The organism is Vicinamibacteria bacterium, assembly GCA_035620555.1.
GTDB lineage: Bacteria > Acidobacteriota > Vicinamibacteria > Marinacidobacterales > SMYC01 > DASPGQ01.
Map to the genome: position 1 here is coordinate 1 of DASPGQ010000608.1, position 12,935 is coordinate 12,935.

Sequence of the window (12,935 nt, forward strand, 5' to 3'; positions counted from 1 at the left end):
GGAGGACACCGAGATCGAAGAGCGTATGGGCCGGCTTCGTGGCGAGATGGACCTGCTTCCGCCGCTTCCGACTCCGGTAGCCGACAACGCGTCGACGGAAGTTCCGTTCGTCGAGGCTTCTGAGCAGACTCTCTTCGTAGCACCCGAGGCCGAAGAGGCGAGCGTGGCGGATTCGCCAACGCCAGGCGACGAGCTGTCGCCCATTCCGCTAGCCGAGGTCGAAGGGCCGATGGAGCTAGAGGATCGCTTTTACCAGCCGCCCCCGAAGCCGAGCCCGCCGGAAGAAGCGCCGCTAATAAGCCCTCCATCGCTCGAAGCCCCAGCGACTCCGGAGCCTCCCGCCCCTCCGCCGGCGCCGTTCGCGCGAGAAGTGCGATCTCCTACTCCTCCGCCGGCCCCGCCGCCACAGCGGACGGAAGCTTCTGCAGCGCCGCCGAAATCGCCCATCGCCGGGCCGAGCTCGCCGGAAACGATCGCTAAGAGCAAAGCCGACATGGAGACACGAACGTTGGCCGAGCTCTACGCCTCCCAAGGCCACGTGGAGAAGGCGATCGAGGTGTACAAGAACCTCCTTGCCCGCAACCCGGGGGACGTCGAGTACCAGACTCGCGTCGACGAGCTCACCATGCTCCAACAAGCCTCCGCCCGGCGCGCCAAGAGCCCATCTGTCGGCGAAACGAGCGGAGAGAGCGGCGTGGGCAGGGATGCACCGGCTGACGAGGTCCGGGGGAAGACCATTGCCCTTCTGGAACAGTGGCTTCACGCCATCCGTGAATCCAAGAGGGCATGAGTGATCTTCACCGAAGTTCTCCGGAACGTCGCGGGAAAGGTGGACGGCTGCGTCGGACTCGTCGTGATGGGAATGGACGGTATCCCCATCGAGCGGCTCGTGACCGACTCGATAAAGAATTTCGATGTGCTCGCGACGGAAAGCACGGGCCTGCTCCGCGCCACGATCCAGGCGTCCAACGAGCTGACGGCCGGGGCGTTCAAGGAGCTCAACTTCGTGACGGAATCCCTCTCGGTTCTGGCCGTAGCGATCACGGGCGACTACGTCCTGCTGGGAGCGTTCCGACCCTGGAGCAATCACGGGAAGGGTCGGTTCTACCTCAAACTCGCGGCTCAACAGCTCGAAAAGGAGTTCCTTTAGCGACGCCGTTCCCCGAAGGAGCTCCCGGTAACGTCGTTTGCCGGGTTTGTTCGCCTGTGCTAATGTCCCGCCTCTCGGTTGAGACGGAGTTTTGTCTACTTTGAAAATCGAAGACGTGAAGGCGCTCGTCGATCTCGTTTCCGAACGTAATATCGCCGAGCTCGAGCTCGAAGAAGCGGGCGTGAAGCTGAAGATCCGCAAGGCCATTTCCGGATCCCATGCTCCTGCCACTTCGGTCGTGATCGGCTCCGACGAGTCGTCTGCCGCTTCCAAGTCGCCGAAGGCCTCGCCTTCGACGGCCGCGCCGTCTCCGAGCTCTCAGGACGGGCTCGCCTACGTGCTGTCTCCGATGGTGGGCACTTTTTATCGGCAGCCGGAGCCGGGGGCGGATCCCTTCGCGAGGGAAGGAGATCACGTCGCCAAGGGCCAGGTCCTGTGTATCATCGAGGCGATGAAGCTCATGAACGAGATCGAGTCCGAGTATCACGGCGAGCTCGTCCAGGTTCTCGCCGAGAATGGCCAGCCGGTTCAGTTCGGCGATCGTCTCTTCGCCATTCGCGAGATGTGACTCGTGTCGTTCCAACCTATCTCGTGCCTTCATGTTCAAGAAGATACTCATAGCCAACCGGGGCGAGATAGCCCTGCGGGTAATCTCCGCTTGCCGCGAGCTCGGCATCCGGACGGTCGCGGTCTATTCCCAAGCCGATGCCCACTCTCTGCACGTTCGGTTCGCCGACGAGGAAGTGTGTATCGGTCCCGCTCGCAGCGTCGATAGCTACCTGAATATCCCCAGCATCATATCCGCTGCGGAAATCACCGGCGCGGACGCGATCCATCCCGGATACGGTTTTCTTTCGGAAAGCGCGTACTTCGCGGAAGTCTGCGAGGCCTGCAAGATCCGTTTCATCGGACCGTCCCCGCGAGCCATTCGACTGATGGGAGACAAGGCGCTCGCGAGGGCCACGATGAGCAAGGCGAGAGTGCCGGTCCTGCCGGGCTCGGAAGGCGGGCTCTCGGGCGTCGACGATGCTCTCGCCCTCGCCAAGAAGATCGGATTCCCCGTCATGCTGAAGGCCGCGGCGGGAGGCGGAGGCAAGGGCATGCGGATCGTGCACGACGAGGGGAGGCTCGGTAAGGCCCTGGTTGCGGCCCAGCGAGAGGCCGAGGCCGCTTTCGGATCGCCCGAGGTCTATCTCGAGAAATTCCTCGAGGCGCCCCGTCACATCGAAATCCAGATCATGGGTGATGCCCGGGGAAATCTGTTGCACCTCGGCGAGCGCGAGTGCTCGATACAGAGGCGCCACCAGAAATTGCTGGAGGAAGCTCCATCGACCGCCGTTTCGGAGAAGCTGAGAGAGAGGATGGGCAAAGTCGCCGTCCAGGCGGCTGAAGCCGTGAGCTACGTTGGTGCGGGCACGGTCGAGTTCCTGCTCGACGAACGGGAGCGCTTCTACTTCATGGAAATGAACACTCGTATCCAGGTAGAGCACCCGGTCACGGAAATGGTTACCGGGGCGGACCTGGTAAAGGACCAGATCCGTGTCGCCGCGGGAGAGTCCCTCGGCTACCGGCAGAAAGACGTCGTCATACGGGGCTCGAGCATCGAATGCCGCATCAACGCCGAGGATCCAGTCAGTTTCCTTCCTTCCCCCGGAAAGATCCACGCATTCCACGTTCCCGGCGGACCCGGTGTCCGCGTGGATACCGCGGCCCACGCCGAGTGCGAGGTGTCTCCTTATTACGACTCGCTCATTGCCAAGATCATCGCCCATGGACGTGACCGAAACGAGGCGATCGGCCGCATGAAACGCTGTCTCGGCCTCACCGTTATCGAAGGGGTCAAAACGACGATTCCCCTGCACCGGCGGGTCCTGGACGATCCCGATTTCCGCGCGGGGCGCTACACGACGCGCTTTCTGGAACGGTTTGCCTGAGACCGCGCCCTTCTCTCGTCTCTATCCGATCGTGGATGCGACACTCGCCGGCGACGAGGACGCGGCGGTTTGGGCAGTCCTGTCGTTCGCGCGCGCCGGGCTGCGCACAGTGCAGCTTCGCGCCAAGAGCTCGAGCGCCGAGGCGTTCTGGCGCATGGCGGTGAAGGCCCTGGCTGCGATCCGCGGGACGGGGGCTCGGCTGATCGTCAACGACCGGGCGGACGTGGCTCTTTTGGCCCAGGCCGATGGCGTGCACGTCGGCCGGGACGATCTCTCAGCCGAGGCCACGCGTCGGGTCGTCGGGCCAGGCAGGATCATCGGGCTCTCGACGCACTCGGAGGAGCAGGCTCGTGAAGCTGACCGGGCGACGATCGATTATGTGGCCATCGGCCCGATCTTCGAAACGACGACCAAGACGAGCGACGTTCCGCCCCTGGGGCTCGAAGGGGTACGTGCCGCTCGACGCGTAGTGAGAAAGCCGCTCGTCGCCATCGGCGGCATCACGCTCGATCGTGCTCCATCGGTGCTTACGGCGGGCGCCGACGGCGTTGCCGTTGTTTCGGCGCTCTGGTCGGGAAGCGCCGATCGACGAGAGTACCTGTTGCGACAATGGATTCAGGTCACGGGGAATTGAGAGAGTCGATGTGGAATCGGGGTTTGAACGAAAGGACCTGGCGCCTCGGGGGCCGCCGTCATCGGAAGGAGAGAACGTGACTGCGAAGATACTCGATGGAAAGCGGGTTGCCGAGGACATCCGCGCGGAGGTCAGAGAGAATGCGAGGCCGCTGGTTCAGCGCGGCGTGGTCCCCGGGCTGGCCGCGGTGCTCGTCGGCGACGACCCAGCGTCCCGACTCTATGTGGCAAGCAAGGTCAAGGCTTCGCAGGAGGCCGGCCTGTACTCCGAGAGCGTCGTGCTAAAGGCGGCGACCACGCGCGAGGAGCTCACCACCAAGCTCGACGAGCTCAACCAGCGGGACGACATCGACGGCATCCTTCTGCAGCTTCCGCTGCCCGAGCACCTCGACGCCATCGAGTTTCTCGATCGCATCGACCCGGCGAAGGACGTCGATGGCTTCCATCCCGTGAGCGTCGGTAAGCTCGTTCAAAAGCGGCCGGGGCCCAGGCCCTGTACGCCTGCGGGGATCATGGAGCTCCTTCGCCGGGAGGGAATCGAGGTGAAGGGAAAGCGCGCCGTGGTCGTCGGCCGTAGTGACGTCGTCGGAAAGCCGATGGCGATGCTGCTGCTGCATCAGAATGCGACGGTGACCGTGTGCCACTCACGAACCGTGGACCTCCCCGCCGTATGTCGTGAGGGAGAAATTCTCGTGGCCGCCATCGGGAGGGCCGCGATGATTCGTCGGGACTTCATTCGTCCTGGTGCTGTCGTGGTCGACGTCGGCATGAATCGTGCCGAGACCGAGGAGCAAGTGCTGGATTTCTTCGGCCCCGACTCGAAACGACTCGAAGTGCTCCGCAAGAGGGGATCGACCCTCGTGGGCGACGTGCATCCGCGAGACGCGATGGACGTCGCATCCGCGTTCACTCCGGTGCCGGGGGGCGTCGGCCCTCTGACGATCGCCATGCTGCTCGCCACGACGCTGGAGCTCGCTCGAGCGCGGCGAGGATGACGGGGTTCTCTTGCTCGAGGTCGGGCTGACCGGAGGGATTGCCTGCGGCAAGAGCGTCGTGCGCCGTCGCTTCGAAGAAAAAGGAGTGGCCACCCTCGATGCCGACGTCGTCGTTCACCGTCTCTTCGAGCCGGGAAGCGAGGTCGTCCGCGAGCTCGAATCGGTTTTTGGCCCGCAGATCCTGACCGTCGAGGGCGCGGTGGACCGAAAAACTCTCGGTGCCCTCGTCTTTCGCGACTCGGCGGCGCGGCAGCGTGTGAACGCCATCGTCCATCCCCACGTCTGGCTGGCCATCGATGCTTTCTTCCAATCGCTCCGGGGGCGCGGCGAGCCGTTCGGTGTCGTCGATGCCGCGCTGATGGTGGAGACCGGGTCCTACGAGAGGTACGATTGCCTGATTGTCGTCCACTGCACCGCCGAACTGCAGAAGGAGCGACTCATGAAGCGCGACGGGCTCACTTCCGAGGAGGCCCAACGGCGCATCGAGGCGCAGATGCCGATCGAAGAGAAGAAGGCCTACGCGGACCTGCTCATCGACACTTCGGGAACGCTTGCGGAGACGCTCTCGCGAACCGACGACGTCCTCGCCGCTCTGCGAAACATGGCCGGTGAAAGCTGACCGATCTCCCCTCAGCGCTCGGAGGTCTCCAGTCGCTCTTCGACGAAGGCGTTCCACTCCTGGCAATGGGGGCATCGCCAGTGAATGCCGTTGGTTCGGTAGTTGCACTTGATGCAGACATGGGGATCGAGGAAGAAGGCGGATCGAGAAATCACATCGAGGTATCGTCGCAGTCTCGGGGACGTATTCTCCTGTTCCTCGGCCAAGAAGCGCACCACGGCGAGTTGAACCGCAAGAGCGTGTGGATTCGCCCTCGCCGCGCCGAGGAGCAGATCGAAGGCCTCCTCGCGTCTGGAAGCGGCGGAGCGAAGCTCAGCGAGAGCGAGGCGAGCCCTCCAGTCTCGATGATCGGCGTGTACGATCTCCTCGTACATCTGCTCGGTTTTCTCTTGCGTCCCGAGTCGTTCGCGAACCCGCTCGAGCCTCTCGAAAACGAGATAAGCCAAATGGGGGCTCTCTTTCGCCAGAGCCCGCCACTGGCTTTCCGCTTCGCCGAAACGCCCTTCGCTCTCAAGCAGATCACCATAGTGAATGCGAGCGGGTGCGATCCGCGGATCGGCCCGCAGGGAGGCTTCGAAGGCCTGTGAAGCCCGAGTGAGCTCCTGGTCGCTCCACGCCTTGCTACCGATTCGATCATAGAGGAAGGCCTCGACCGTGGCGTCGAAGCTGCCGCTTGCCCGCGAGAGCTCCTCCTGCGCGCGAAGGGCCCGGTTCCAATCCTGCTCTTCTTCGTAAATCTTCACCAGGCTGTGGAGTGCGTAAGCGTTCTTGGGCTCGATCGTCGTGACTTCTTCGAAGGTCTGCATCGCACGGTTGCGAAACCCGGCGCGTTTGAAGTCCGTGCCGAGACAGAGGAGAACGTGGGCCCTCTCGCTCCGGGAGAGGCCCGGTCGATGGAGCACGCTTTGATGAATCTGGATGGCTCTTTCCAGCTGCCCTTTTTCCCGCAGGACGTTGCCGAGAATGAGGTAGATGTCGGTTGCCTCGGTGTTCTCGCGAGCCGCCTTGGTGAGCTCCAAAGCCGCGCGATCGAGGTTCCTGGAAGCGAGGAGATCCAGGCCGAGGATGTAGTGGATCGACCGGGAATGCCGCTCCGCCGGGTCTTGTGCACGTCCGCGGGCGAGCTTGGCCCACAAACGCCCCAGGACCACGCCCGACGCCAGGGCCACGAGCGCGACGAGAAGGGTCTCGTCAGTCAGATTCAAGGAGCGGACTTGGACGAAGACGGCGCCGGCCCACCCGATCGAGGCGCGGGAATCGCGTCATCGAGCGGCAGTTTTCGGAGCTCGCTGGTCTCGTTCTCGAGGCGATCGATTCTGCGTTTCATCTCACGGATCCTCGACCGCAGGCGAAACTGATTGGGGAGGGACAGTGCGACCGCGAGCACGAAACCCAGCATCATCGAGGCGACCAACGCAGCCGCAAGGGGAATCTCCACGGTGCGAAACGTGTCGGTGAACCGGATGACGACCTTCTGATCGTAGTTGGACCAGAGAAACGTCGCCAGCGCCGCTCCCACCAGGAGAATCAGGAAGGATTTGATGATACCCAAATCTTACCTCGTGTAAGCTCGCACGAGCTCGTCCAGACGGCCCATCGCCGTGAGAACCTCTTCCACGAGCTCCCGGACCGCCCCGTAGCCGCCCCGTGCACGCGTCACATAGTCTACCCGAGATCGAACTTCCGGAGGAGCATCGCTAACCGTCGCCGAGAACCCGACTCGGGAGAGTACCGGGAGGTCGGGAAGGTCGTCTCCCATGTAGGCGACTTGAGATGCCTGGAGCGACTCCTGGTCGAGTGCCTCCTTCAGCGAGGCGACCTTGTCCTCGACACCGAGTCGGACGAAGTCCAGGTGCAGCTCCCGAGCCCGGGCTTCGACGGCGCTCGAACGGCGTCCGGAAATGAACCCGATCTTCAGGCCAGCCCGACGGGCGAGGACGAGGCCGATGCCATCTCGCGAATGAAAGCGCTTCGCTTCGTCGTCGCCGCGGCGCTCGAACGTCCCATCGGTGAGGACGCCGTCGACGTCGAAAAGAAGCATTCGGATCGCACGCTTCTTGCTCATCAGCTCGTCGTCCATCAGAAGTACTCCCCCAGGCGCCAGAGGTCGTGCAGATGCACGACTCCCGCGATCCTGCCACGTTCGTCGGGAACCATGAGAGACGTGATCTTCCTCTCTTCCATGAGCGCGAGCGCTGCGGTCGCGGGCTCGTGGGGCGCGATGGTGACGGGCTTTTCGGTCATGCATTGCGCCGCCGTCTTTTCCAGCAGGCGCTCGTCGCGCTCGAGCTGGCGTCTCAAGTCTCCATCGGAAATCACACCGAGGAGGTAACCCGATTCGTCCACGACGCTCGTAACTCCGAGTCCCTTCCGCGACATCTCGTAGATGACGTCCCTCATGGGAGAGCTCGTGCGAACGACGGGCATTTCGTCGCCTCGGTGCATCGCGTCTTCGACGCGCAGAAGCTTGAAACCGAGCTGGCCCTTCGGGTGAAGCGAACGGAAGTCTTTCTCGCTGAAGCCTTTTTTCTCCAGCACCGCCATGGCGAGGGCGTCTCCCAGCGCTAGCGAGGCCGTCGTGCTCGCGGTGGGCGCGAGCCCCATGGGGCAGGCTTCCTCGGCTACGGATACATCGAGGACCACGTCAGCCGCGCTCGCGAGCGCCGACTGCGTATCTCCCAGAAGCGCGATGAGCGGGATGCTGAGCCGCTTGACCGGCTCGACCAGGAGCAGCAACTCTCGGGTCCTGCCGCTGTTCGAGAGCGCGACAACCACGTCCCCGGCGACGACCATGCCCAGATCACCGTGGAGGGCCTCAGCGGGATTCAAGTACAGCGATGGCGTACCCGTGCTGTTCAGCGTTGCGGCGATCTTCCGGCTGACGATGCCCGACTTTCCCATGCCGGTGACGACGATTCGGCCACGCGCGCCGGAGATGAGCTCGACGGCACGCTCGAAGCGCTCGTCGAGACGGGTGGTGAGCTTGCGGATCGCTTCGGCCTCGACCTCGAGCACCCGGCGCGCGAGGTCGAGCGTCATGGCGTCTCGCGCACGGCACGCTCGATGGCGACGAGCCGCCGGAGAATCGTAGATAGATTCGCGAGCGGGCAGCTGTTCGGTCCGTCGGACAGGGCCTCTTCCGGCCGGTCGTGAACTTCCATGAAGATGCCATCCACTCCGGCAGCGACGCCCGCCGAGGCGAGCTCGGGGATGAAACGCGACTGGCCACCGGAGGTCTTTCCCGCGGCACCGGGAAGCTGGAGACTGTGCGTTACGTCGAATACGAGCGGCGTTCCCATTTCCCGCATCAGGGGAAAGCCTCGGATGTCGACGACGAGGTTGTTGTAGCCGAAGCTCGTCCCTCGCTCGGTCACGATCGCTTTGCGGTTTCCCGCCGAGCGTATCTTCTCGACCGCATGCCGGATGTCCCAGGGCGCGAGGAACTGGCCCTTCTTGATGTTGACCGGCTTGCCCGTTCGTGCGCTCGCTACCAAGAGGTCGGTTTGCCGGCAGAGAAAGGCGGGAATTTGCAGGAGGTCGACGGCATCACCCGCCGCTTCCGCCTGGCCCGGCTCATGAACGTCCGTGGTGACCGGGACGCCGAAACGCCTTCGCACTTCGGCCAATATCCTGAGCCCCTCGTCCGGTCCCGGGCCGCGGAAGCCTTCGCTCGAGGTACGGTTCGCCTTGTCGAACGACGCCTTGAAAATATAGGGGATATCCAGCTCGCCGGCGATATCGCGGATGCGCTCCGCCATGAAGAAGGGATGCCGGTCGTTCTCGATCACGCACGGCCCGGCGATGAGCACGAACCGCGCGCCTCCGCCGATGCGGAGGGAGCCGATCTCGACCGTATCGGTTTGCATAAGTCTCGGGGCGCTCGATAGCCCCGAATCAGCGATGGCTGATTACCGAGGACTCCTCGGGGACCTCTTTGACCGCTCCGCCTTTCTTGTGCTTCCAAGCCGCGCCGATGAACTCCCGAAAGAGGGGGTGGGGCGTCAGCGGTCTCGATTTGAACTCGGGGTGGAACTGCACCGCGACGAACCACGGGTGGTCGGTGAGCTCCACGATCTCCACGAACTTCCCGTCGGGCGTGCGACCGGAGAACCGGAGACCGTGCTCGGACAGCCTGCGCTCGTAGCTTTGATTGAACTCATAGCGATGGCGATGGCGCTCCGAGACCTGCTCCGCTCCGTAGATGCGCCTGGCGAGCGACCCATCCTCCAGAACGCAAGGGTAGGCGCCGAGCCGCATCGTGCCGCCCATCTCCTCCACGCCCGCGAGCTCACGGAGCTTGAGGATCACCTTGTCGGGGGAATCGGGATCGCATTCGCTGCTGCTCGCGTGCGAAAGACCACAGACCGCCCGGGCATACTCGACGACCGCCCACTGGAAGCCGTAGCAGATGCCGAAGTAGGGAACCTTGTGACGCCGAGCCCAGCCCGCTGCCACCGCCATCCCCTCGGCGCCACGGGGTCCGAACCCGCCGGGCACCAGCACGCCGTCGACGTCCTTCAGAACGGACGGATTATCGGGCTCGAGATCCTCGGCCTCGATCCATTTCAGCCGCACCCGCAGGTTGTGGGCGATTCCGCCATGGGCGAGAGCTTCGTTCAAGCTCTTGTACGCGTCCTTGAGACTCACGTACTTTCCCACGACGCCGATCACGACCTCGCCTTCCGGGTTTTGTATTCGTTCGACCAGATCGCGCCAGACGTCGATCTTTCGCGAGTGAGCGGGCAGTTGCAGCATCTCGATCAAGAGCTCGTCGAGCGATTCGTCGGCGAGGAGGAGCGGAACTTCGTAGATGGAGGCAACGTCTCTCACGGTGATGACCGCTCTTTCGTCGACGTTGGAGAACAGGGCGATCTTGGATTTCAGATCGCGGGGGAGCGGTCGGTCCGCCCGGCACAGCAGAACGTCGGGCTGAATACCGATGGCCCTCAATTCACGAACGCTGTGCTGCGTCGGTTTGGTCTTCTGCTCGCCGGCGGTGGACACGAAGGGTACCAGCGTCAGGTGAATGAAGACGGCGCCGGCCCGGCCCACGTCCATGCGGAACTGTCTCACCGCTTCCAGAAACGGCAAGCTCTCGATGTCGCCCACCGTCCCGCCGATTTCCACGATCACGACATCGACCCCTTCGGAGACCGGTCCTAGCCGGGATTTGATCTCGTTCGTGATGTGAGGAATGACCTGGACGGTGCCTCCCAGGTAATCGCCCCTTCGCTCTTTCGCTATCACCGATTCGTAAATCTGTCCCGTCGTGACATTCGAAGCCCGGGTCAGCTCGACGCTGGTGAAGCGCTCGTAGTGGCCGAGGTCCATGTCGGTCTCGGCACCGTCCTCGGTCACGAAGACCTCGCCATGCTGGTAGGGGCTCATCGTTCCCGGGTCGACGTTGATATAGGGATCGAACTTCAGGAAGTTCACTCGATAGCCCCGGGCTTCCAGAAGCCGTCCGATGGAGGCGGAGGCCACGCCCTTTCCCAGCGAGGAAACGACTCCGCCGGTTACGAAGATGAACTTGGCTCTAGGTGACGCCATCGAAGAAACGCTCCTTACATCTTGACGGTTGTGCTTTCCAGACGCTTTTGAACCTGCTCGAGGTCCGCTTGGGTGTCCACTGCCATGCTCTCGTATTCCGTTTCCCCCACGCGAATCGGCATTCCGTTCTCGAGAGCCCGCAACTGCTCCAGCCTCTCCATCTCCTCGAGAGGAGTGGGGGGCAGGGCCGCCAGGTCCAGCAAACGCTCCTTCGGGTAGACATACAGCCCGACATGCTCATAGTAGACATTTGGGGGAAGAGGCTCGGAGACCGGAGGAGGAACCGGTATGGGAGAGCGAGAGAAATAAAGTGCGAACCCCCGGCGATCCACCACCACTTTCACGACATCACGGTCCGAGAGTCGTTCGCGGCTCGAGATCGCGCGCCGGAGAGTCGCGATGACGCCTCGGTGCTCGGCAGCCAGCTCGATCGTCTCGTCGATCGCCCGGGGATCCAGGAGCGGCTCGTCGCCCTGGACGTTGACCACGAGGTCATAGCTCGTGTCACGCACCGCCTCCGCGACCCGATCGCTTCCGCTTCGATGATCGCGAGAGGTCATGAGCGCGCGTCCACCGAAGCCGGCAACGACGTCACGAATCCGTTCGTCGTCGGTCGCGACGAGAACCTGGTCGACACGGCGCGCCGCCGCCGCCCTTTCGTAAACGCGCTGGACCATGGTCTTGCCAGCGATGTCGGCGAGAGGTTTTCCGGGGAGACGTTTCGAGCTATAGCGGGCAGGTATGACCGCGATAGTCCGCATTCAGTCGGTGGTTCCCATGAGAGCGGTACGAGAGAGAATAGTCCCCCCGGCGGCAGCTGTCAAACCCTTGCTGTGCTCACACCGCGAAGACCCTGACGGACCGAACCGAGTCTCCGAAGGGATGAGCGCAGCGTCGACGGTCGGCAACCCCATAATCGCCAGAGTGCTATAGTTGTGCGTGCTCCGGGCTCTGTGGACCGTGCTCGTCGTGCCGGGCATCGCCGCCGCCGACGACGCGCTCTTGCACTACGGTCCTCGCGCCGCGAGCCTCGGGGGCGCGTTCACCGCGGTGGCGGACGATTCCACGGCTTTCTATTGGAATCCCGGGGGTTACGCCTTCGGGCCTTTCGTTCAGGCGGGCGTTCAAGGGGGCGAGACCAACCTCGATCGAGGCTACGGGTTCTCCGTCGGGTATACGTTCATGGGAGTCGCCGGCACCTGGCTCCGGCAACAGATCTCAGCCGACGACGGGGAAGTTACCTTCGACACGTTCGACCTCGCGTTCTCGATTCTTCAGTCGCTTCCCGTCGACGATCTCGTGGTCTCGGCGAACGTTCACTACTTGAAAGGCGGGATCGCCAACGAAACGACATCGAGCAAGGCCAATCTCGATGCCGCTTTTTTGTACCAGCCCGGTGAATGGATCCGATTGGGCGTCATGTCCCGGAGCCTCTTGGCGCCCTCGTTTCCCACGTCTGATGGTGACGAGCTCGTTGTGCCGCGGCAAACCCGCGCCGGTGTCGCTTTCTCCCTTCCGAGACGAATGCTCGTCAGCCTCGATGTCGACGTCACTCGTCGAAGCCACGGGCGCGAGATCTCCCTTGGAGCAGAGAAAAAGTTTCTGAATGGAAAGATCGCCGTTCGCGCCGGCGTGAGAGGCGACTTCGGGGAAGGCGAGCATCGAAGCGCCGGCTGGTCGCTGGGTCTTGGTGGTCGAATACGATGGCTCCTGCTCGATCTGGCCTATCTCGCGGAAAACGATCATCGGGACGACAGCCTGTGGCTCGGAGTCACGATCGCTCCTTGATGGCGGCACCATCGGATTGAAAGTTTTTCCAGAGCCCGGCACTTTGCCAAGTTTGCTATAGGAAGCACACCACGCCCTGGACATACAGGTTTTGTGACGCAGGTTCTCCGGCAACCATCATCTTGACGCCTTGTCGAGCAGATGGCAAAATATTGGACAACTCCGATCAGAAAATCTCCTAAATTGTGACGCTTCGAGGAATAGCGTGTATCGCCGACCGAGCACGAGAGAGAAGTTCATGGCGCTGGCGCTGGCGGGTTTGGGCC

The 12,935-nt window shown here is 63.1% G+C and carries 15 protein-coding genes; 8 read left to right on the top strand and 7 right to left on the bottom strand.

Features of this window, described 5'->3' with window-relative positions; translation table 11 throughout:
* The 7 genes from VEK15_24850 to coaE all read left to right on the top strand — a co-directional run.
* On the top strand, positions 1–790 hold a 790-nt coding region (locus VEK15_24850), incomplete at its 5' end, for a tetratricopeptide repeat protein (GenBank protein HXV63952.1).
* A complete protein-coding gene (locus VEK15_24855; protein ID HXV63953.1) occupies positions 791–1,150 on the top strand; it encodes a hypothetical protein in 360 nt (119 codons plus the stop codon).
* A 100-nt stretch (positions 1,151–1,250) separates the two neighbouring features.
* Positions 1,251–1,718: an acetyl-CoA carboxylase biotin carboxyl carrier protein gene (accB, locus tag VEK15_24860; GenBank protein ID HXV63954.1), complete on the top strand. Its 468-nt coding sequence runs from the start codon at positions 1,251–1,253 to the stop codon at positions 1,716–1,718.
* Positions 1,719–1,749: 31 nt separating this feature from the next.
* Positions 1,750–3,084 (top strand): acetyl-CoA carboxylase biotin carboxylase subunit, encoded by a 1,335-nt coding sequence (gene accC / locus VEK15_24865; GenBank protein ID HXV63955.1) that lies wholly within the window; start codon positions 1,750–1,752, stop codon positions 3,082–3,084.
* Positions 3,077–3,718, top strand: coding sequence for a thiamine phosphate synthase (gene thiE / locus VEK15_24870; protein ID HXV63956.1), 642 nt, complete (start codon positions 3,077–3,079; stop codon positions 3,716–3,718). Before accC ends, thiE begins: the two co-directional genes overlap by 8 nt.
* 76 nt (positions 3,719–3,794) lie before the next feature.
* Positions 3,795–4,712: a bifunctional methylenetetrahydrofolate dehydrogenase/methenyltetrahydrofolate cyclohydrolase FolD gene (folD, locus tag VEK15_24875; GenBank protein HXV63957.1), complete on the top strand. Its 918-nt coding sequence runs from the start codon at positions 3,795–3,797 to the stop codon at positions 4,710–4,712.
* 10 nt (positions 4,713–4,722) lie between these two features.
* Complete coding sequence (gene coaE, locus VEK15_24880; GenBank protein HXV63958.1) at positions 4,723–5,331, top strand: dephospho-CoA kinase; 609 nt, start codon at positions 4,723–4,725, stop codon at positions 5,329–5,331.
* Positions 5,332–5,342: 11 nt separating this feature from the next.
* Here the strand turns inward: coaE and VEK15_24885 are convergent, their stop codons facing one another.
* The 7 genes from VEK15_24885 to kdsB are packed head-to-tail and all read right to left on the bottom strand — an operon-like array spanning position 5,343 to position 11,642.
* The gene (locus VEK15_24885) at positions 5,343–6,536 is read right to left on the bottom strand and encodes a tetratricopeptide repeat protein (protein HXV63959.1); all 1,194 of its coding nucleotides are present in this window, start codon (positions 6,534–6,536) and stop codon (positions 5,343–5,345) included.
* On the bottom strand, positions 6,533–6,883 hold the full coding sequence (locus VEK15_24890; protein ID HXV63960.1) for a LapA family protein: 351 nt from the start codon (positions 6,881–6,883) through the stop codon (positions 6,533–6,535). Before VEK15_24890 ends, VEK15_24885 begins: the two co-directional genes overlap by 4 nt.
* A gap of 3 nt (positions 6,884–6,886) precedes the next feature.
* Complete coding sequence (locus VEK15_24895; GenBank protein HXV63961.1) at positions 6,887–7,411, bottom strand: HAD hydrolase family protein; 525 nt, start codon at positions 7,409–7,411, stop codon at positions 6,887–6,889.
* Positions 7,411–8,370: a KpsF/GutQ family sugar-phosphate isomerase gene (locus VEK15_24900; protein ID HXV63962.1), complete on the bottom strand. Its 960-nt coding sequence runs from the start codon at positions 8,368–8,370 to the stop codon at positions 7,411–7,413. The genes VEK15_24895 and VEK15_24900 overlap by 1 nt, the downstream gene beginning before the upstream one ends.
* Positions 8,367–9,197 (bottom strand): 3-deoxy-8-phosphooctulonate synthase, encoded by an 831-nt coding sequence (gene kdsA / locus VEK15_24905; protein ID HXV63963.1) that lies wholly within the window; start codon positions 9,195–9,197, stop codon positions 8,367–8,369. The genes VEK15_24900 and kdsA overlap by 4 nt, the downstream gene beginning before the upstream one ends.
* Positions 9,198–9,225: 28 nt before the next feature.
* The gene (locus VEK15_24910; GenBank protein HXV63964.1) at positions 9,226–10,881 is read right to left on the bottom strand and encodes a CTP synthase; all 1,656 of its coding nucleotides are present in this window, start codon (positions 10,879–10,881) and stop codon (positions 9,226–9,228) included.
* A gap of 14 nt (positions 10,882–10,895) precedes the next feature.
* A complete protein-coding gene (kdsB, locus tag VEK15_24915) occupies positions 10,896–11,642 on the bottom strand; it encodes a 3-deoxy-manno-octulosonate cytidylyltransferase (GenBank protein HXV63965.1) in 747 nt (248 codons plus the stop codon).
* A 178-nt stretch (positions 11,643–11,820) separates the two neighbouring features.
* Between kdsB and VEK15_24920 the strand changes: the two genes are divergently transcribed.
* Positions 11,821–12,669, top strand: a complete 849-nt coding sequence (locus tag VEK15_24920; protein HXV63966.1) for a hypothetical protein — start codon at positions 11,821–11,823, stop codon at positions 12,667–12,669.
* Positions 12,670–12,935 lie beyond the last annotated feature (266 nt).

Excerpts from the sequence above, each read along its gene's own strand:
- accC (HXV63955.1), top strand. The coding sequence starts at position 1,750 with ATGTTCAAGAAGATACTCATAGCCAACCGGGGCGAGATAGCCCTGCGG.
- VEK15_24895 (HXV63961.1), bottom strand. The coding sequence starts at position 7,411 with ATGGACGACGAGCTGATGAGCAAGAAGCGTGCGATCCGAATGCTTCTT.
- VEK15_24900 (HXV63962.1), bottom strand. The coding sequence starts at position 8,370 with ATGACGCTCGACCTCGCGCGCCGGGTGCTCGAGGTCGAGGCCGAAGCG.
- kdsA (HXV63963.1), bottom strand. The coding sequence starts at position 9,197 with ATGCAAACCGATACGGTCGAGATCGGCTCCCTCCGCATCGGCGGAGGC.
- VEK15_24910 (HXV63964.1), bottom strand. The coding sequence starts at position 10,881 with ATGGCGTCACCTAGAGCCAAGTTCATCTTCGTAACCGGCGGAGTCGTT.
- kdsB (HXV63965.1), bottom strand. The coding sequence starts at position 11,642 with ATGCGGACTATCGCGGTCATACCTGCCCGCTATAGCTCGAAACGTCTC.